Source organism: Paenibacillus cellulosilyticus (assembly GCF_003182255.1).
GTDB lineage: Bacteria > Bacillota > Bacilli > Paenibacillales > Paenibacillaceae > Paenibacillus_T > Paenibacillus_T cellulosilyticus.
In genome coordinates this window covers 286,229-305,809 of sequence record NZ_QGTQ01000003.1, presented here as the reverse complement: position 1 = coordinate 305,809, position 19,581 = coordinate 286,229, and the positions used below count along the sequence as shown (strand labels likewise).

Genomic DNA, 19,581 nt, shown 5'->3' with positions numbered 1-19,581 from the left:
ATTCGATTATTTTCCTGTCATAAGCTTCGATACGAGTTGTGCCGTAACACCGTTATTAATCGTCGACATTTCCTGCAAAATGCTAGCACGTGTACTGTCATCCACTGCATTCAAAATACGAAGCACCTTGCTCGGGCTGACGTCCGCCATTTTGATCAGCAGATCAGCTGCACTTTTGGCAGTCATGCTTGCAAATGTCTTCTGCAGCTGTGTAGTATCCAGCACGCTTTGCGTTTGCGTAGTCGTCGTACTCGATGCCGATTGGCGATCCAACTGCCCTTGCAATGCAGCGATTTGACGATCCTTCGCCGATACTACATCTTTCAGACTGATCGAGATGTCAGCTGCTTTCTGCGCAGTCATCTTCTCGAGTATTTTAGATTGTTTATCCACAGCCATCGCTTCAAGAACTAACACAGCTTCATCTGTGGACATGCTTTGAAGAATCGGAGCGGCTTTACTAGGCGTCATAAGTGCGTACATGTTAGCCAACTCTGTAATCTTCGCTTGATACTGCTCATCGTCGAGCATCTTCTCTTCGTTCGCTTTCGTCAGCTGTTCGATTTCACTTTGCAGCTGCTTGATTTGCTCATCTGCAAGTGCGGCTTTGTCCTGCGCTGCAGTAAGTTCGCTCGTCTTGTCGTTCAGCTGCTTGCGCAGCTCATCGATCTTTGCAGTCGATGTCTCAGCAGCCACTTGTTGATCAGTTGGCTCTTCCTTCGTTTTCGGATCTGGAAGTACATCTGCTAAGTAAGGAATCGAATTACCTGCTTCTAGCATTCTGTTTCTCATATTCTCGTTAAAGAGCATTAGAAACACGCCAAGCAATATGATCGTGAACAAAATCGGCGTCAAGAAGAACATAAATCGTTCAAATCCGCTGTAGCGCTCATTGTCCAAATCCATTTCCGCCAATTTCATCCCTCCCGAAGTCCCGGATCACGCAAGCTTTCTAGCATCGGTTAAGGGGCTGCGAACATGAAACGGACGGTCGCCATTTCATCTAGCTCGTTCTGCTCTTGGAGCATCGTTGCTTGCCGGAATCGATTGAATGCTCGTTCCTTCGCTTGCAGCCACACTTTCTCGTCTTTCAATTTGACAGTCAGATGGCTGCGACTTTGCTCTACTACTCCATTCGCCCGACGAACCTCTGCGTTTTTGCTCTGAATGCAGCTGTCCAGGTAGCTTATATACTGTTGAACAGCCAACAGCTCTCCTAATGATACTGCTGATTGTGCCATCTCCGTCTGCCGATCCTCCCACAGCTTTCGCTCGGACAACAATTGTTCGAGCGAAAGCTGCTGGATCTGCAGCTTTCCAAGTGCATCAGATAGCATCCATTCCGCTTGACGCTTCTCGCTTTCCTTTAAACCTACTATTTTCTGATAGGCATACGCGAACTTTGCCACTTATCGTTCATCTCCCGAGAAATTGTTGAATCAGAAGCTGTTGCGCTTCTTCTAAGCCGACCTTCTCGTTTGTTTTCTGCCTTGTAAAGGCACGAATTTCATCAATTGCTTCAATAGATTGATCAATTTTTTCATTAGAACCTATTTGATACGCCCCAATATTGATCAAATCCTCCGAACTCTTATAAGTAGCTAGCAAACTTTTAAGCTGATTAGCCGCATCCTGCTGGTCTTCCGTAACGATTTCCTTCATGACGCGACTGATTGAAGCGAGCACATCAATCGCCGGAAAATGTCCTTGATGCGCAAGTTCGCGACTTAAGACAATGTGACCATCCAAGATACCCCTCACCGCATCGGCAATCGGCTCATTCATATCGTCACCGTCTACGAGCACTGTGTAAAAAGCAGTGATGGAACCGTTCTGACCGGTTCCCGCTCGTTCGAGCAGCTTCGGAAGTGCGGCGAATACAGACGGCGTGTAGCCTCTTGTAGCAGGCGGCTCACCTATTGCTAGACCAACTTCACGCAATGCCATCGCATAACGTGTGACGGAGTCCATCATAAGCATGACGTTCAGGCCGCGATCGCGAAAATATTCCGCAATCGTCGTTGCAATCAGAGCGCCCTTCATCCGGACAAGCGCTGGCTGATCTGACGTTGCGACGATTACAACCGAGCGAGCAAGACCTTCAGGTCCAAGGTCCTTCTCGATAAACTCGAGCACCTCGCGACCACGTTCACCAATGAGCGCGATGACGTTCACATCAGCTGAAGTGTTGCGCGCGATCATACCGAGCAATGTACTCTTACCGACGCCAGAGCCTGCAAAAATACCAACACGCTGGCCTTGGCCAACGGTCAGCAGACCATCGATGGCACGAACGCCAATCCCGAGCGGAACCTTCACGCGAGGACGCGTGAGCGGATTGCTTGGTATATTGTTCGTCGAGCTATGCGGCATTCGGCTTGGCATGAAGGAACCGTCTAAGGGTTGCCCTAATCCATCTAGAACTTTACCTAAAAGTTCGGAACCGACTTGTACCGTTAGCGGCTTACCCGTACCAACAACATCGCAGCCTGGTCCGATCGCATCCAGCTCGCCGAGCGGCATTAGAATAACTTTGTTATCACGAAAACCAACGACCTCAGCCTTGAGCGGCTTTGCACCTTTGGTCGGATAAATATGGCATACATCACCGATACTTGCATCCGGTCCTTCGGATTCAACCGTTAGTCCGATAACTTGTGTAACTTTGCCGTTTACCCGGACAGGATCAATCGGCCGCAAATGTTCAAGATACTTCCGTGTATTAAGCTTCGGAACGTTCATGTGCGTTCCCCCACTCGTCACTTTCAAGCGCTAGCTGTGTCAGTTCGCGTTTGATCTCGGTAAGCTGCGTATCGATTCGAGCATCGATACTGCCGAAGCTGGAGCGAATGACGCATCCGAAATCTTGTACAGTTGCATCTGGCAAAATATGAAGTTCTGCTTGCGAGTCGATCGATAATGCGAGCTCTTCTCTAGCTGCTTGCATGAACGCTAAATGCTGTGGCGCTACACATAATGTAATAACACCTTGCTCTTTGCGTCTTGCGAGCGACTTGCGGATCATGTCCACCGCGAGCTCTGGATTCATCGTAAGTTCTTGTCCGATGATTTTCTCAGCAATTGCACAGCTCAGTTCTACAAGAAATGGCTCTGCTTCTTGAATAATTTGATCACGCATCTTATAAGAGGAACTAAGCAGTTGCTGTGCTTCTTCAATCCGCTGCTGCCATTCACGCTTCAGTTCTCCAACCGCTTGAGCACGCCCATCCTCATAGCCAAGGCTGAAACCTTCATCTTGCGCTTGACGGATAATCGTCTCATCTTCTTCACGACGGGATTGCCACCATTGCGAGATTTGCTGTTCAGCGTCTGACAGCATCGCATTGCTCTGCATCGTTGCTTCTTGAAGTCGTTCTTCAGCGAATTGTTGTGCATCCTGCAATATTTCATCGCGAAGTGATATCGTCTCGGCATCTGGTTGCGGAATCTCTGGTTGAACGTGATCATTCGCAGGTGCAGGTGGCACATAGCGATTGAACCATTCCAATTTGCGCAAGTCTTCAACGGAAACAACGTGCGAAGACTTTATCAAATTAGACAATGATATCATCTCCTCCGCCGCGAGCGATAATGATCTCACCGGCTTCTTCCAGTCTGCGGATCGTTGCTACGATGCGAGTTTGTGCTTCTTCAACGTCACGCAGCCGGACAGGTCCCATATATTCCATTTCTTCCTTGAATGTATCCGCCATACGCTTGGACATGTTGCGGAAGATCGCTTCGCGAACCTCTTCGCTTGCCACTTTGAGCGCCAACTGCAGGTCGGCATTCTCGAGGTCGCGGATAATCCGTTGAATGGAACGGTTGTCGATATTGACAATATCTTCGAATACAAACATACGTTTCTTGATTTCTTCCGCAAGCTCCGGATCTTGAATTTCGAGCGCATCGAGAATTGTACGTTCGGTACCACGGTCGACACCGTTGAGAATATGAACGATCGATTCGATACCGCCTGCTGTCGAGTAGTCCTGCGTAACAGTTGCGGACAGCTTTTGTTCAAGAACGCGTTCCACTTGCGAAATAACTTCCGGCGATGTGCTATCCATGAGTGCGATTCTTCTTGCCACCTCTGCCTGCTTCTCTTGCGGCAGCGACGACAGGATGCTGGAAGCTTGCTCGGCTTGCAAATACGAAAGTACTAATGCTATCGTCTGTGGATTCTCATTCTGGATAAAGTTCAAGATTTGTGTTGGCTCCGCTTTGCGAGCGAAGTCGAACGGTCTAACTTGCAATGTTGCTGTCAGACGGCTAATGACTTCAACAGCCTTCTGCTCGCCGAGCGCTTTCTCGAGAATATCTTTGGCGTACGCAATACCGCCTTGTTGAATGTATTCTTGCGCCAGACAGATCTGATGGAATTCTGACAGAATCTGTTCGCGCTCTGCGCTGTCGACTTTGCGAACATTGGCAATTTCGAGTGTCAGCTGTTCGATTTCTTCCTCGCGCAGCTGCTTGAATATTTCAGCCGATACTTCAGGTCCTAGCGTAATCAGCAAGATTGCTGCTTTCTGTCTTCCAGTCAAACCCCCATAAGCTCGCGCCATGCCGACCACCTCTATTCATCTACAAGCCAAGTCCGAAGGAGATTGACGAATTCTTCCGGCTTGCGCTTGGCCAGCGTCTCAAGATTTTTCCTCACCTGATGATCGTTCGTCACATTTTCCAGATCAATCGTCGGATATTCGACCCGAACCGGTTCAGCCGCTGCTGCCGCTGTCATCAGTTGTTCATTTTGCTTACGTTTACGTCTTACGAAGAATACCAATCCCGCGATCAACGCTACTGCTGCAGCTCCGATACCCGCAATCCATGCCGTGCTAAGTTTAGACGATTGCGAAGCTGAGCCATCGATCACAAAATCTTGCGCCATAACCGTCACACGCTGACTTACTACAGCATCACTCGAAACATCGAGACCCGATTGCGCCAGCTGCGTGCGAAGAATTTGTTTAACGTAGTTCGTAATTTGCGTTTGAGCGTCGTCTTTAAGAGCAGCCGAGTTGACACCAACACTGATCGTCAAGTCTTTGATCATGAACGGGCTGGACTCAACAATATTCTTGATCCGGCTGTATTCGTAGTTTCGAATACTGGACGATTCTTCGGAAGAAGCATTGCCCGAATCCGTTGATTGATAACCTGGTACATCCGTTTCGCCTGTTCCTGGAACGCCGCCTGCATCGGAAGCGCTGTTCGTTGACGATTTGTTATTATCTTGCGAGCTGATCAATGCACCGTTGTTGTTATTGTTCTCAAGCGGTTGAAGCAGGTTTTGTTCGGAAGTCGTCTTGTCAAAGTTCAGGCTGCTGGCAATGTATACCGCCACATTACCCTCACCGATAATTGTGCTCAAGTACTGTTGAATGTTCTTCTTTAATTCACTTTCGTACTTGCGCTGAATCGTGAACAATTGATCAGCCGAATCTGTGCTCGTTACGCCATCACTTTGTTCGGAAGAGAGAAGTTGTCCTTCTGGACTTGCGATCGTGATATCTTCAATGGCCAGTTTCGGAACGGCCGTTTTTACTAGGTTGAAGTATCCATCGATTTCTTTCTGCGTCGGGCGATAGCCGCTTACAAACTTCATCGAGATCGATGCAATCGCTTTGTCGCCATCCTCGTTTGCAAATACGCTTTCTTCCGGAAGTGTTACGAGAACTTTCGACCACTCAACGCCTTTCATGTTGTTGAGAAGCTGTTGAACTTCTCCGTTAAGTGCGTTGCGATATTTTACATCGAACACATTTTGCGTTTCTCCCCAAGCGGAGGAGCTTTCTGCGAACGATTCGAAACCGATCGATCCGTTACGGACGAGCCCTTGCGAACCGACGTCGATTTTAACTCGCGATGATACTGCACTTGGTACTGAAATGCTCTTGCCGTCACTCGACAGCTTATAACCGATACCGCTGCTATCTAAGTAATTCATTACTGCTGCAGAATCGGTTGAATCCAAGTTAGTGAATGCAACTTCGTATTCTGTTCTTGAGAATATGTAAGTTAATAAAATTATCGATAAGATAATTAGTCCTAGTGTTGCGCCAAGCCAAATTCGCTGCTTCTTACCTGTCTGTCCCCACCACCGCGAAATACTTTCGCGATACCGGGCGAATGTCTCATTCACAATGTCACCTCACCCATTGCTGTACCCGCTCATTTCTCTAACTATAATTGCGTTCGCATAATCTCTTGATAAGCTTCAACTACGCGATTGCGAATTTGAGAAGTGAGCTGAAGGCTTAATTCTGCTTGCTGCGAGGCGATCATAACTTGCGATACGTCAGCTTGTCCTGCCATAAACTTAACAGTTGTCGCTTGTGCTTCCTTCTCCTGTGCGCTAACCCCTTCGATAGCCTGCTGCAGGAAGTCGCCGAATGATTGAGTTACTTCAGCTGGCGTAGCTTGAACGTTCGAAGTAAGTGCATTGCTTGTTTGAATCGATTGAATTGGGATTGATTTTAAAGATTGAATCAAGGTTTATCCCTCCGTCATGTTTACTTTCCGATTTCAAGTGCTTTGGCAAACATGGCTTTGTTGGAGTTCAATGCCGTTACGTTCGCTTCATAAGCTCTAGTAGCAGAAATCATATCGATCATTTCTTTTGCAATATCAACGTTTGGCATTTGTACGTATCCATCTTCATCCGCATCTGGATGACTAGGATTATAAACAAGTTTGAAAGGTGTTTGATCTTCAACGATTTGGGTTATTTTCACACCAGGGGATGCTGTGCCGCCTGTACTGCTGCTTGTACCACTTCCATTCAGCTGGTTGGACAGCATGTCTGAGAAATTCGGACTAGTCGGCTCCATCACAACCATCTTACGAGCATAAGGGACAAATTTACCATCTACATACTTGGCGCGAGTCGTTTCCGCATTGGCAATGTTGGATGAAATGACATCCATCCGAAGTCGCTGCGCTGTCAATGCCGATGCATTCGCGTCAAAACCGCCGCTAAGCTTCACCTAATTAAACCCTCCCATCGATTGCGGTTTTCATCATCGACACATCATGGTTCACTTGCTGGATGTACAAATTGTACGCGAGTTGGTTCTTGGCTAGCAGTGACATCTCTCGATCAATATCAACGTTATTGCCGTTATTGTTTATCGAGCTGGTCTCGTCTTGTACGACGATAGGAGCAGGTACTTCCGACGATTGCCCTATTGGAATATGCTTGGCATTTGTTCTGAAGCCCGAAATTGAACCTTCACTAGTGCCCATTGCCTCTGTCAGCAGATCCTCAAACAATACTTCGGAGCGCTTGAAATTCGGAGTGTCGACATTTGCGACATTATCCGATATGACCTGCTGTCTCAGCTCAGCCGACTGAACCGCTGATTCCAAACGTCGAAAGTCAGCGCCACTTAACAATTTCACCGATTGTTCCCCCGCTTTCTTGTTCATGATCTCTTAACACTATTCAACCTGAAGCGATGTATTCCTTCTTTCTTCGACACCAAATTATTAAAAATAATATGGTAATCTGTCGAGTTTTGCCGACATGATTAATCTTCAACAAATTCCTAAATATGTACAATAAGAAAAAAGCCCTATCTTTTGAGTTCCAAAGACAGGGCTTTCATACTAACGCCTTATTTATTCATTTAAGCCTTCATTTTATCTAGTTCTACCAGCAACTGGGGATTCAAAATTTTGATATATGTTCCTTTCATCCCCAGGGACCGCGTCTCTATCACGCCAGCGCTTTCAAGCTTGCGAAGAGCATTTACAATAACTGAACGTGTGATGCCGACACGATCTGCAATTTTCGAAGCGACGAGTAGTCCTTCTTTCCCCTCTAGCTCCTCGAAAATATGCTCGACCGCCTCCATCTCGCTGAATGAAAGTGAGCCAACAGCCACTGCAACAACTGCACGACTTCTCGCTTCCAGTTCGACTTCTTCGGCTCGCTCACGTAAAATTTCCATTCCGACAATCGTTGACCCGTACTCGGCCAGAATTAAATCCTCGTCTCCGAACATTTCTGCGTCACGCGTTAGTACAAGTGTGCCAAGCCGATCACCACCACCGATAATCGGCACCACAGTCATCGTACGCTGTCCGGACAACAGCGGGAATACCTCAACGACACCAGGATCTGGATCTGCGTTTGTTACCGTCTCCTGCAGATGCAGAAAACGTTCATTGCTCTCGTTCGAGAAACGAAGTTCACTCATCGACATCATACGCATATGATCGTGTTCATAAGCGCCAATGGCCGCGCAGCCAAGAATTTTTCCCTTACGACTTACAACGAATACATTGCCTTGCATCGTTGCGCTCAGCACCTCCGCCATTTCGCGGAAATTGAGTGCCTTGCCGGCTGCCCGCTGGAGCAGCCTATTCAACGTTCTTGTTTTTGACAGAAGAGTCATTGTTGTATCCTCCCGAACAAACAGCCGCTACAAAATATACTGGCTCAAATCGCGGTTTTGCGCGATGCTGCCCAGTTTCTCCCTTACATATTCAGGGGTGATCGTAATCTGCTCCAATTGAAGCTCTGGCGCTTCAAACGAAAGATCCTCAAGCAGCTTTTCTAGAATGGTATGGAGACGTCTTGCACCGATATTCTCGGTGTTTTTGTTCACATCTGCTGCAATCGAGGCAAGCTCACGAATCGCTTCATCAGAGAATTCGATCGCAATACCTTCTGTTTCAAGCAACGCAGCATACTGCTTGATGAGCGCATTCTTCGGTTCCTTCAATATATTGACGAAGTCATCCAAACTCAAGGAAGTCAATTCAACACGAATCGGGAAACGACCTTGCAGCTCGGGAATGAGATCCGACGGCTTCGCAACATGGAATGCACCTGCTGCCACGAACAGAACATAATCCGTTTTGACCGGACCATATTTGGTCATGACGGTAGAGCCTTCAACGATAGGAAGAATATCGCGCTGAACCCCTTCACGGGAAACATCAGGACCTGCGCCTCTTGACGGACTTGCAATTTTGTCAATTTCATCTATGAAAATAATGCCAGATTGCTCTGCGCGAGTAACGGATTCCGAAATAACGTCATCCATGTCGATCAGCTTGTTCGCTTCTTCTTGCGTCAGCGCTTTGCGCGCTTCCTTAATCCGAAGCTTACGCTTTTTCGAACGCTTCGGCATAAATTGGCCGAACAGCTCCTGCATGTTCATGCCACCCATACCTTCGCCATTCTGACCCGACAGCATATCGAGCATATTGGGCGAATTGTCTTCAACTTCGATTTCAATAAGCTCATTCTCAAGCAGACCAGCAGCCAGCTTTTCCTTGATCGCTTTACGCTGTTCTGCCGTCGGAGCATCATGCACGGGCTCGTCGTCTTCTTCTTTTGATTGTTGACCGCCAAATAGCATTTCAAACGGATTCTTTTGCGGTTTAGCGCTCTTCGGCGATGGAACCAGCAACGAAATAATACGCTCGTTCGCGAGCACCTCTGCACGATCTTTCACGGCCTCAGTCCGTTCTGCCTTCACAATACGGATCGCAGTCTCTACAAGGTCACGTACCATCGACTCCACGTCACGACCTACGTAACCGACTTCTGTAAATTTCGTAGCTTCTACTTTGACAAAAGGAGCTTGCACAAGCTTCGCGAGACGGCGGGCGATCTCGGTTTTACCGACACCAGTCGGTCCGATCATGAGAATGTTCTTCGGTGCAATCTCATCGCGCAGTTCTTCAGCGAGTCTGCTTCTCCGATAACGGTTCCGTAAAGCGATCGCAACGGAACGTTTGGCTTGCTTCTGGCCGACAATGTACTTATCCAGTTCCGCGACAATTTGTCTTGGTGTCAATGACTCGTTGCCCATATTAACATCCCTCCGCCGGTTATTGAATGATATACACGCTCATTACGATAGGACGGTTACACTTGCTCTACGATAATATTACGGTTTGTAAATACACAAATGTCTGCCGCTGTCTCCAGCGCAGCCCTTGCCATATCCTTTGCTTCCATATGCGTCGCATGCTGCTTCAATACTCTTGCTGCGGCAAGTGCAAAGCTGCCACCGGAACCGATTGCGAGAATTCCGTCGTCTGGCTCGATAATTTCACCATTTCCCGAAATGAGAAGGAGTCCAGTTGCATCCATGACGATCATCATAGCTTCCAATCGTCTAAGCACTCGGTCGGAGCGCCATTCCTTGGCCAGCTCTACAGCTGCACGCTGCAGGTTGCCGTGATGCTCCTCCAGCTTGCCTTCAAACTTCTCGAACAGTGTAATCGCATCAGCAACCGAGCCAGCGAACCCAGCTACGACTTGCCCACGATACAGCCTGCGCACCTTCTTCGCGGTGCTCTTCATCACCATGCTGTTACCGAACGTCACTTGTCCGTCGCCTGCTATAGCGCCTTGGCCATTATGCCGCACCGCACATATGGTCGTCGCATGAAATTGCATCTCCATGAATGGACCTCCTTTAAGTTTTCTGAGCAACCAATCATCTGTGATGATTGATCTTAGAAAACCAGCATCGTAAGCATAAGCCGGTTATTGCTTTTGTTGATTCGCAGAAATCAATTGCAATAACCTACTTCGAAAGCATAAGCTTCGTCTTCAGCACAACCCGATCGTGTAGGATCGGGTTGTTGAAAACCTAATTCGAAATGATATGCGAGATTCAGAAAATAGCAAAAATTTATTAGCTCAGATGCTCGCGCTTGAATTGCTCGATCGATGCTAGTGCACGATTTGCAATTGCATCATTCTTATCCCGTTTGCTTTTCATTCGTTTCTCCAGCGGTGGGAACAACCCGAAGTTTGCGTTCATTGGCTGGAAGTGTTTGAAATCAGCTGTCGTGATGTACTGCGCCATGCTGCCAAGCGTCGTATCCGCCGGCAGTACAAGCGGCTCAAGACCACGTGCAACACGACCAGCGTTAAGGCCGGCAATCAAGCCAGAAGCTGCCGACTCAACATAACCTTCAACGCCTGTCATCTGACCAGCGAAGAACAGGTTGTCACGGCCTTTGAACTGATATGTCGCATTCAGCAAGCTTGGCGAGTTGATGAATGTATTGCGGTGCATAACGCCATAACGAACGAATTCTGCATTCTCAAGCCCTGGAATCAGCGAGAAGACGCGTTTCTGTTCGCCCCACTTCAAATGAGTCTGGAAGCCAACCATGTTGTATAACGTCCCTGCAGCGTTGTCCTGACGCAGCTGGATAACGGCATATGGCAGCTTGCCCGTATGCGGATTAATTAGGCCAACCGGCTTCATAGGTCCGAACAATACGGTTTGCTTGCCGCGTGAAGCCATAACTTCGATCGGCATGCACCCTTCGAAGTATACTTCTTTCTCGAATTCTTTGAGTTCTGCTTTCTCAGCTGTAATAAGGGCATCATGGAACGTATTGAACTCTTCCTCTGTCATCGGGCAGTTCAAGTAAGCAGCTTCGCCTTTATCGTAACGGGAAGCAAGGTAAACCTTGCTCATATCGATGGAATCCTTCTCGATAATTGGTGCAGCTGCATCATAGAAGTAGAAGTACTCCTCGCCTAGCAGCCCTTGAATGCTCTGAGAAAGCGAAGGCGCCGTCAGCGGGCCTGTCGCAATAACGACGATGCCATCCTCAGGAATCGACGTAAGCTCCTCGTTGCGAACCTCGATGAGCGGATGCTCGCGAAGCGAGTTCGTTACATCACCGGAGAAGCCATCGCGGTCAACAGCCAATGCGCCGCCTGCTGGTACCGCGTTACGGTCGGCACTGCTTAGAATAAGCGAACCGATCTGACGCATTTCTTCCTTTAATACACCTACTGCATTCGTTAGTCCATTGGCCCGCAAGCTATTACTGCAGACGAGCTCAGCGAATTTATCGGTATGATGTGCTGGTGTTCGTGTGACTGGACGCATCTCGTATAAGGTAACGGGTACGCCTTGCGACGCGATTTGCCAAGCAGCCTCACTGCCAGCGAGACCGGCGCCGACGACCGTTACTTTAGGAAAAGAAGACAATGTGCAAACCTACCTTTCGGAATGAAAACGGCTGCCGTCTCTAATAGACGGACAGCACGTTGTAATGATGCATACGTACAGGCGTTATGCCTGTTCTTGTTCGTGATCCTCTTCACTATCCTCTGCAACCTGCTCGCTATGATCGCAAACCGTACATTGCAGCTTAACGCCTGCTTTGCTTCGTTTCTCGACCATCAAGCCTCCACAGGATGGACAAGGTACCCCTGCCGGCTTATCCCATGATACGAAATCGCATTCCGGATACAGGTTGCAGCCGTAGAATACACGGCCTTTCTTACTGCGCCGCTCGATGATGCTGCCCTTGGCGCATTTCGGACACGCAACGCCAATGTCTTTAACGATCGGCTTCGTATTGCGGCAATCCGGGAATCCCGAGCAAGCAAGGAACTTGCCGAACCGGCCCATTTTGTAAACCATTGGTTTGCCACACTTTTCACACAACTCGTCAGACACTTCGTCCTGAAGCTCAACTTCCTTCATTTCGTTCTCAGCAAATTCAAGCCGCTTCTCGAACGATTCGTAGAACTCGGACAGCACCTTTACCCAGTTCTCTGTACCTTCTTCAACGTGATCGAGCTCGTCTTCCATTTGTGCAGTGAACTCTACATCGAGAATCTCGGGGAAAAACTCTTCCATCAGCTGGCTTACAAGCCCGCCCAGCTCCGTTGGAATAAATTTCTTCTCTTCGATCGCAACGTATCCACGCTTCTGAACGGTCTCCAGCGTTGGCGCATACGTACTTGGACGACCAATGCCCAGCTCCTCGAGCGTCTTAACCAGACGTGCCTCCGTATAGCGCGGTGGCGGTTGTGTAAAGTGCTGCTTCGGCTCGATCGAATCCGTCGTAATGAGATCGCCTGCTGCAAGTGCCGGCAGGAACTTATCATCGTCGTTCGTCGTGCCGTCATCATTGCCTTCGACATAAACCTTCATAAAGCCGGCGAATTTCACCTTGGAACCAACCGCGCGGAATACCGTATCGTTCGCATTAAGATCAACTGTCATCGTATCAAGCACGGCAGATGACATTTGACTAGCAACGAAACGCTCCCATACAAGCTTGTATAGGCGAAGCTGATCGCGGGTCAGGAATTCCTTCATTTGATCCGGCTCGCGAAGCACCGATGTCGGACGAATCGCTTCGTGCGCATCCTGCGCATTGCTGTTCTTCTTCAAATAAATACGCGGCTCTTCCGGAAAATAAGACGGCCCATATTTATTCTCAATAAAACCTTTTGCTTCTTCCTGTGCAACCGGAGAGATACGCGTCGAGTCTGTACGCATATAAGTAATCAGACCGACCGTACCTTCTTTGCCAAGATCGACACCTTCATACAGCTGTTGAGCGACGGACATCGTCTTCGATGCGCGGAAACCAAGTTTCCTTGCTGCTTCCTGTTGAAGTGAACTTGTAATGAAAGGCGGTGCCGGATTGCGGAGACGTTCCTTCTCACGAACATCGCTGACCGTGAATGGAGCACCATTCATCGCATCAAGCACGGCCTGCATATCCGCTTCGTTACCGAGTTCCCGCTTCTCTCCTGCGATCGAATAAAATTTCGCTTCGAACGCGTTACCGTTTTTGTTCAAACGCGCGGTTATTGTCCAATACTCTTCTGGCACGAACGCTTCAATCTCGTTCTCGCGATCGATAATGAGCTTCACCGTAACCGATTGTACGCGGCCAGCGGACAAGCCTTTCTTAACCTTCTTCCACAGCAGCGGGCTGATCTTATAACCCACCAGTCGATCCAAGATGCGGCGCGCTTGCTGGGCATTAACCAAGTCCATATTAATAGGTCTTGGTGTCTTGAACGCATCTTTCACGGCCTGCTTCGTAATTTCGTTAAAAACGACACGGCAGCTTTTTGCTTCATCTAACTCTAAGTAGTGAGCGAGATGCCAAGCAATCGCTTCCCCTTCGCGATCGGGGTCGGCTGCGAGAAAGACATGTTTTACTTTTTTACTTGCATCCTTCAATTCCTTCAGGACGTTACCTTTACCTCGAATCGTTATATATTTTGGTTGGAAGCCGTTCTCGACTTCCACGCCAGTTTGGCTTTTCGGCAAATCACGAATATGCCCCATGGACGCTTTCACGATATATTTGCTGCCCAAATATTTGCCGATCGTCTTCGCCTTGGCAGGCGACTCGACAATAACGAGCGAATCCGCCATTAAGCGTCCTCCTCTCCCAGCATTAAATAATGGAATATGTAGAGCCGTTCTGTTGATGTATCCTGCGAGTTATACATAAATTTATCAGAACAGCGTGCAAAAGTCCAAGCGGTATTCCAGTAGCCTCATGCAGGTCGTCTGCTGTACAAGGGCGATCAAGCAGCAGATCGTATACGAGCTTGGCATCTCCCGTCAATTCTTCAGCCGAATTTCTAGCGTTTTCGTACTGCTCATGACGCTGATCGTCCTCACTCGAATAACTGGTATACGGTAAATGCTTAAACCAATCCTCGACCGATAATATCGCATTTGCCTTGCGTTCGGCAAGCAGTCCGTTTGTTCCGGCACTCTTCGGCGATGTTACAGGTCCCGGTAGAGCGAACAATTCACGGTCAAACGCGAATGCCTGCTCGGCAGTGATAAGCGAACCACTTCGCGCAGCAGCTTCGATTACGACCGTTCCTGCAGACAAGCCGGCAATAATGCGATTACGCAGTGGAAAATAGCCCGGATGGAACGCCATCCCGATCGGTACCTCCGTCAACAACAGCCCTTCTACCGCGATTTGTCGGAATAGTGAGGCATGCTGAGGTGGATAGATTCGGTCCAGCGGTGTCCCAAGCACTGCGATCGTGCTTCCTGCCAGCGTGACGGACGATTCATGCGCCACCCCATCAATACCCCTAGCAAGGCCGCTGACGACCGTCAGGCCGCGCCGTGCGAAGCCAGTAGCCAGTTCCTTGGTCATATGTCTACCGTAAGCGGTAGGCGTGCGTGTACCTACGATAGAGACCGAATGCCGATGCAGCAGGTCTAGCCTGCCGATCGCATATAGCACCCAAGGCGGCTCATGGATATTCCGAAGCATATTCGGGTATTCCTCATCATCAATCGTGATGATGTCGGCATTACGCTGAGAGTAGCTTGATATGATAGAATCATACCCCGATTCGCTGTCAGAGAAACGTCTAGCTGCCTCACCGGCTGCCTCTGGACGAAATCCTGCCGATAACCATACATCTGCGCTGCTTAATGAGGTACGGTTCCACAGCTCCGCATCCATTGCGCGTTTAATCGATTTCCAACCGACGCCTGGCAGTTGATGCAGCATAATCATCATTTTGCGCTTCTTCTCATTGCACATTCCAATAACCTCCATAGTGGAGGCCTACATTCCTTTCCTATTGTGCTCTAGCCGGAACGAGAATGCAAGCCGCCTAATCGACTTAAATGCAAAAAAGCAGCCTTTCGTGCCCAATTTGGGCCGAAAGGCTGCTTGCCTTATCGCTAGAATCACGCTGCTGATTAAGCAGGGGCGTGATTCCTAACCATATTTACTTCATTATTTACGCGTGATGCATTTCTCGAGCAGACCTTGCTCTTCGAGTACCGATACGAGCGTCGAGCCCATCTCCGACGGCGTAGGAGCGACTTTGATGCCGCATGCCTCGAGCGTCTTGATTTTCTCAGCAGCCGTACCTTTACCGCCGGAAATAATTGCACCAGCATGTCCCATACGTTTGCCTTCAGGAGCTGTAGCGCCGCCGATGAAGCCAACAACTGGCTTCTTCATGTTCGCTTTGATCCATTCAGCTGCTTCTTCCTCTGCCGTACCGCCGATCTCGCCGATCATGATTACAGCATACGTTTCTGGATCTTCATTAAACATGCTCAGCACGTCAATGAATTCCGTACCTTTAACTGGGTCGCCGCCGATACCTACTGCGGACGATTGGCCAATGCCGCGCGTCGACAGCTGGTGTACAGCCTCATACGTAAGCGTGCCGGAGCGCGAAACGACGCCGACATGGCCTTTCGTATGAATGTAACCAGGCATGATACCGATTTTGCACTCGTCTGGCGTAATAACGCCTGGACAGTTTGGTCCGATCAAACGCGTTTTCTTGCCTTCCATGTAACGGGAAACCTTAACCATATCAAGCACCGGAATACCTTCCGTGATGCAGATAACGAGGTCCAGTTGTGCGTCAACGGCTTCAAGAATCGCGTCCGCAGCGAATGCTGGCGGAACGTAGATAACGGAAGCTGTTGCACCTGTAGCTGCTACCGCTTCGGAAACGGTATTGAATACAGGCAGCGATGCCGTCGTTCCGTTCTCGAGCGCGATATCAACCGTCGTGCCGCCTTTACCCGGCGACGTGCCGCCGACCATTTGTGTACCGTAGTCGAGCGCGCCTTTCGCGTGGAACAACGCGGTTTTACCCGTGATGCCCTGCGTGATGACTTTTGTATCTTTATTGATCAAAATGCTCATCGAAATTTCACATCCCCTGAGAAAAAATTCGGAATTAGTCGCTAGTTAGTCCTTATTTCACGAGCGCAACGATCTTCTGAGCGCCATCCGCCATCGAATCAGCCGCAACAATGTTCAGGCCGGACTCGTTGAGCATCTTTTTGCCGATCTCTACGTTCGTGCCTTCCAGACGTACGACAAGCGGACGATCCAGACCGAGCTCTTTCGCAGCTGCGATTACGCCTTCAGCAATAACGTCACAACGCATAATGCCGCCGAAGATGTTAACGAAGATACCTTTAACTTGCTCGTCCGACAAAATGATTTTGAATGCTTCCGTTACTTTCTCTTTCGTAGCACCGCCGCCTACGTCGAGGAAGTTAGCAGGGTCGCCGCCATAGTATTTGATAATGTCCATCGTTGCCATTGCAAGACCCGCACCGTTAACCATGCAGCCGATGTTGCCGTCGAGTGCGATGTAGCTCAGGTCAAACTTGGACGCTTGGATTTCTTTCTCATCTTCTTCTTCCAGGTCGCGCAGCGCCAAAATTTCTGGATGGCGGAACAGTGCGTTGGAATCGAAGTTCAGTTTGGCATCCAGTGCCATAACGTTGCCGTCGCCAGTTACGACGAGCGGGTTGATCTCAGCGATGGAGCAATCTTTATCAACGAATGCCGTGTACAGAGCGATCATAAAGCTAGCTGCTTTGTTCACGAGCTCTTTCGGAATGTTGATGTTGAAAGCAAGACGCTTTGCTTGGAATGGTTGCAGACCGATTGCTGGGTCGACAACTTCTTTGAAGATTTTCTCTGGCGAATGAGCCGCCACTTCTTCGATTTCCGTGCCGCCTTCTTCAGAAGCCATCAGAACGACGCGGCCCGTACCACGGTCAACGACAACGCCGACGTAGTATTCTTTCTTAATGTCGCAGCCTTGCTCGATGAGCAGGCGCTTTACTTCTTTACCTTCCGGACCTGTTTGATGCGTAACAAGCGTTTTACCGAGAATTTCACTCGCGTAAGCTTTTACTTCATCAAGGTTTTTAGCGACTTTAACGCCGCCTGCTTTACCGCGACCACCTGCGTGGATTTGCGCTTTTACTACGATGACAGAAGTGCCGAGCGATTTAGCCGCCTCAACTGCCTCGTCAACGGTAAAGGCTACTTTGCCTTCCGGCACCGAAACCCCATATTGCTTCAGGACTTCTTTGCCTTGGTACTCATGGATATTCATTAACGAAATCCTCCAATCCGCAAACTGAATCAAGCAATGTTAATGTGCAAACAAACAACTATAGTTTATCACTAAACGTTAATTCTTACCTCTATTTTAATAAAAATAAAATCTACTCTTTTGATATGAAATTCATCTAGATTTGATATGATAGTAACATTTCATTACCACTGTAGTGTATCCCGAAATGCCTTGAATAACGCGGGATTACAGCTTTTTTCGCATGGTTACCGTATCCAGTCGTTGACAGGCAATTGTTCTCCTATTATGATGATTACAAATTAAAACAATTGTACGGAACAGTAAGGAAGCACCTTCGTCCGATTCATGGCGGAGGTGTTTTTTTATTTATGTATGCCAAAATGTTAGGGGCAAGCGTCAGCGGCGTAGAAGGCATTATGATCACAGTTGAGGCGGATATTGCAGGCGGATTGCCTCAAATGAACTTGGTTGGACTGCCCGACAGCGCGATTCGAGAGTCATCTGAACGTGTGCGTGCAGCTATTCGAAACTGCGGCTTTCAATTCCCAATGAGTCGAATTACAGTCAATCTCGCTCCTGCCGATCTGCGCAAAGAAGGCACCGCCTTCGATCTGACCATTGCCGGTGCGATACTGGTGGCAAGCGAACAGCTGCCTGCCGAGCCCTTCCATAACACGATGCTGATTGGGGAACTATCGCTAAATGGGGAGCTTCGTCCTGTTACTGGCGTGCTGCCAATGGTCGAACAAGCGATGCGCAGCGGCATCCGTCGCGTTGTGCTTCCACAGGGCAATGCAGCAGAAGCTGTATTAATTCAAGGACTTGAAGTGTATGCCATTGATCATTTGAATGAGCTGGCTGCATGGGGGAATGGAGATACGTGGAAAGCATATTTATTCGATTCGGAGCGTGCTGCGAGTCGCCTATCTACGGTTAGTGCGGCTGACAGCGGACAAGCTATGCTGGATTATGCGGATGTACTTGGTTTACACGGTGCAAAACGTGCGCTGCTCATTGCAGCAGCCGGCAACCATAATTTGATGCTGAGCGGTCCTCCCGGAACAGGCAAGACGATGCTGGCGAAAAGGCTGCCAACGATCCTTCCTCCACTATCTGATGAAGAGGCGCTCGAGGTAACCAAAATCTACAGTGTGGCTGGCAAACTAGGCAGCAGTCCATCCTCGCTCATTCGCACGAGACCTTTTCGCGCCCCGCACCACACCATTTCAAGCGGTGGCCTCATTGGCGGCGGAACGATTCCACGTCCGGGTGAAGCAACGCTCGCACATCGCGGCGTGTTATTTCTTGATGAGCTGCCGGAGTTTTCACGCCCCTCATTAGAGGTACTTCGCCAGCCTTTAGAGGATCGTGAGGTAACCATCGCTCGAACGCGGGCGGTCACGCGTTTCCCTGCTCGATTCATGCTCGCGGCTTCAATGAATCCTTGTCCATGTGGCTATTGGGGGAACGAGTCTGGGGATCGTCGATGCACGTGTTCTGACACCGCGGTACTACGATATCGGAGTAAAATATCAGGACCGCTCATCGACCGCATTGATCTGCTGTTGGAGGTACCACGCCCCGCTTCTATTCAAGCAGCGAAACCCGGCATGTCCAGCGCAGAGATGCATGACAGCGTCATGGCCGCGGTCGAGCGGCAGCGGCATCGCGCGAAGGAAATCGGCGTCCGAAGCAATGGAGAGCTTGCCGGTGCTTCCCTACATCGTGCGGCCAAATTAACCAGTGAATCTTCATTGCTGCTCCGCCACGCCTTTGACACGCTAGGAATCAGCTTCCGCGCGCATGACCGGCTGCTGCGGCTGGCTCGAACGATTGCCGACGTTGACGGTTGTGCCGAAATTCAGGAATTACACATGTCGGAAGCGATTCAATACCGACGTGCCGGTGAAACCATCGGGGAATAA

18 protein-coding genes are annotated in these 19,581 nt (G+C 49.2%); 1 reads left to right on the top strand and 17 read right to left on the bottom strand.

The genetic code is table 11. The annotated features are described in order from the left end of the window. Positions 1–6: 6 nt before the first annotated feature. From DFQ01_RS06550 to sucC, 17 genes are all read right to left on the bottom strand, one after another. Positions 7–921 (bottom strand): MotE family protein, encoded by a 915-nt coding sequence (locus DFQ01_RS06550; RefSeq protein WP_245946560.1) that lies wholly within the window; start codon positions 919–921, stop codon positions 7–9. A 41-nt stretch (positions 922–962) separates the two neighbouring features. Next, complete coding sequence (gene fliJ, locus DFQ01_RS06545; protein ID WP_110043074.1) at positions 963–1,409, bottom strand: flagellar export protein FliJ; 447 nt, start codon at positions 1,407–1,409, stop codon at positions 963–965. 7 nt (positions 1,410–1,416) lie between these two features. Next, positions 1,417–2,742: a flagellar protein export ATPase FliI gene (fliI, locus tag DFQ01_RS06540; protein ID WP_110043073.1), complete on the bottom strand. Its 1,326-nt coding sequence runs from the start codon at positions 2,740–2,742 to the stop codon at positions 1,417–1,419. After that, the gene (locus tag DFQ01_RS06535) at positions 2,723–3,562 is read right to left on the bottom strand and encodes a FliH/SctL family protein (RefSeq protein WP_110043072.1); all 840 of its coding nucleotides are present in this window, start codon (positions 3,560–3,562) and stop codon (positions 2,723–2,725) included. Before DFQ01_RS06535 ends, fliI begins: the two co-directional genes overlap by 20 nt. Next, complete coding sequence (gene fliG, locus DFQ01_RS06530) at positions 3,555–4,568, bottom strand: flagellar motor switch protein FliG (protein WP_110043071.1); 1,014 nt, start codon at positions 4,566–4,568, stop codon at positions 3,555–3,557. The genes DFQ01_RS06535 and fliG overlap by 8 nt, the downstream gene beginning before the upstream one ends. An 11-nt stretch (positions 4,569–4,579) precedes the next feature. After that, entirely contained in the window at positions 4,580–6,148 is a 1,569-nt protein-coding gene (gene fliF, locus DFQ01_RS06525) for a flagellar basal-body MS-ring/collar protein FliF (RefSeq protein ID WP_110043070.1), read from the bottom strand. A gap of 41 nt (positions 6,149–6,189) precedes the next feature. Continuing rightward, a complete protein-coding gene (gene fliE / locus DFQ01_RS06520) occupies positions 6,190–6,498 on the bottom strand; it encodes a flagellar hook-basal body complex protein FliE (RefSeq protein WP_110043069.1) in 309 nt (102 codons plus the stop codon). A 20-nt stretch (positions 6,499–6,518) separates the two neighbouring features. After that, positions 6,519–6,992 carry a flagellar basal body rod protein FlgC gene (gene flgC, locus DFQ01_RS06515; protein WP_110043068.1) on the bottom strand — a complete coding sequence of 158 codons (474 nt, stop codon included), beginning with the start codon at positions 6,990–6,992 and terminating at the stop codon, positions 6,519–6,521. A gap of 4 nt (positions 6,993–6,996) precedes the next feature. Beyond that, positions 6,997–7,407, bottom strand: coding sequence for a flagellar basal body rod protein FlgB (flgB, locus tag DFQ01_RS06510; RefSeq protein WP_174812719.1), 411 nt, complete (start codon positions 7,405–7,407; stop codon positions 6,997–6,999). A gap of 227 nt (positions 7,408–7,634) precedes the next feature. Further along, a complete protein-coding gene (gene codY, locus DFQ01_RS06505) occupies positions 7,635–8,405 on the bottom strand; it encodes a GTP-sensing pleiotropic transcriptional regulator CodY (protein WP_110043066.1) in 771 nt (256 codons plus the stop codon). Positions 8,406–8,432: 27 nt separating this feature from the next. Next, entirely contained in the window at positions 8,433–9,833 is a 1,401-nt protein-coding gene (gene hslU, locus DFQ01_RS06500; RefSeq protein ID WP_110043065.1) for an ATP-dependent protease ATPase subunit HslU, read from the bottom strand. A gap of 56 nt (positions 9,834–9,889) precedes the next feature. Next, a complete protein-coding gene (hslV, locus tag DFQ01_RS06495) occupies positions 9,890–10,432 on the bottom strand; it encodes an ATP-dependent protease subunit HslV (protein ID WP_110043064.1) in 543 nt (180 codons plus the stop codon). Between the two features lie 235 nt (positions 10,433–10,667). After that, on the bottom strand, positions 10,668–11,987 hold the full coding sequence (gene trmFO / locus DFQ01_RS06490) for an FADH(2)-oxidizing methylenetetrahydrofolate--tRNA-(uracil(54)-C(5))-methyltransferase TrmFO (RefSeq protein WP_110043063.1): 1,320 nt from the start codon (positions 11,985–11,987) through the stop codon (positions 10,668–10,670). 84 nt (positions 11,988–12,071) lie between these two features. After that, positions 12,072–14,186, bottom strand: a complete 2,115-nt coding sequence (gene topA / locus DFQ01_RS06485; protein ID WP_110043062.1) for a type I DNA topoisomerase — start codon at positions 14,184–14,186, stop codon at positions 12,072–12,074. Between the two features lie 22 nt (positions 14,187–14,208). After that, the gene (gene dprA, locus DFQ01_RS06480) at positions 14,209–15,330 is read right to left on the bottom strand and encodes a DNA-processing protein DprA (protein WP_174812720.1); all 1,122 of its coding nucleotides are present in this window, start codon (positions 15,328–15,330) and stop codon (positions 14,209–14,211) included. A gap of 198 nt (positions 15,331–15,528) precedes the next feature. Continuing rightward, positions 15,529–16,461 carry a succinate--CoA ligase subunit alpha gene (sucD, locus tag DFQ01_RS06475; protein WP_110043060.1) on the bottom strand — a complete coding sequence of 311 codons (933 nt, stop codon included), beginning with the start codon at positions 16,459–16,461 and terminating at the stop codon, positions 15,529–15,531. Positions 16,462–16,513: 52 nt separating this feature from the next. Next, on the bottom strand, positions 16,514–17,674 hold the full coding sequence (sucC, locus tag DFQ01_RS06470) for an ADP-forming succinate--CoA ligase subunit beta (RefSeq protein WP_110043059.1): 1,161 nt from the start codon (positions 17,672–17,674) through the stop codon (positions 16,514–16,516). Between the two features lie 350 nt (positions 17,675–18,024). Here sucC and DFQ01_RS06465 point away from each other — a divergent pair, with 350 nt between their 5' ends. Beyond that, a complete protein-coding gene (locus DFQ01_RS06465) occupies positions 18,025–19,581 on the top strand; it encodes a YifB family Mg chelatase-like AAA ATPase (RefSeq protein ID WP_110043058.1) in 1,557 nt (518 codons plus the stop codon).

Bases quoted from the DNA above. Each gene is read 5' to 3' on its own strand.
- DFQ01_RS06550 (WP_245946560.1), bottom strand. From the start codon at position 921: ATGAAATTGGCGGAAATGGATTTGGACAATGAGCGCTACAGCGGATTT.
- fliI (WP_110043073.1), bottom strand. From the start codon at position 2,742: ATGAACGTTCCGAAGCTTAATACACGGAAGTATCTTGAACATTTGCGG.
- fliG (WP_110043071.1), bottom strand. From the start codon at position 4,568: ATGGCGCGAGCTTATGGGGGTTTGACTGGAAGACAGAAAGCAGCAATC.
- codY (WP_110043066.1), bottom strand. From the start codon at position 8,405: ATGACTCTTCTGTCAAAAACAAGAACGTTGAATAGGCTGCTCCAGCGG.
- hslU (WP_110043065.1), bottom strand. From the start codon at position 9,833: ATGGGCAACGAGTCATTGACACCAAGACAAATTGTCGCGGAACTGGAT.
- hslV (WP_110043064.1), bottom strand. From the start codon at position 10,432: ATGGAGATGCAATTTCATGCGACGACCATATGTGCGGTGCGGCATAAT.
- topA (WP_110043062.1), bottom strand. From the start codon at position 14,186: ATGGCGGATTCGCTCGTTATTGTCGAGTCGCCTGCCAAGGCGAAGACG.
- dprA (WP_174812720.1), bottom strand. From the start codon at position 15,330: ATGTGCAATGAGAAGAAGCGCAAAATGATGATTATGCTGCATCAACTG.
- sucD (WP_110043060.1), bottom strand. From the start codon at position 16,461: ATGAGCATTTTGATCAATAAAGATACAAAAGTCATCACGCAGGGCATC.
- sucC (WP_110043059.1), bottom strand. From the start codon at position 17,674: ATGAATATCCATGAGTACCAAGGCAAAGAAGTCCTGAAGCAATATGGG.
- DFQ01_RS06465 (WP_110043058.1), top strand. From the start codon at position 18,025: ATGTATGCCAAAATGTTAGGGGCAAGCGTCAGCGGCGTAGAAGGCATT.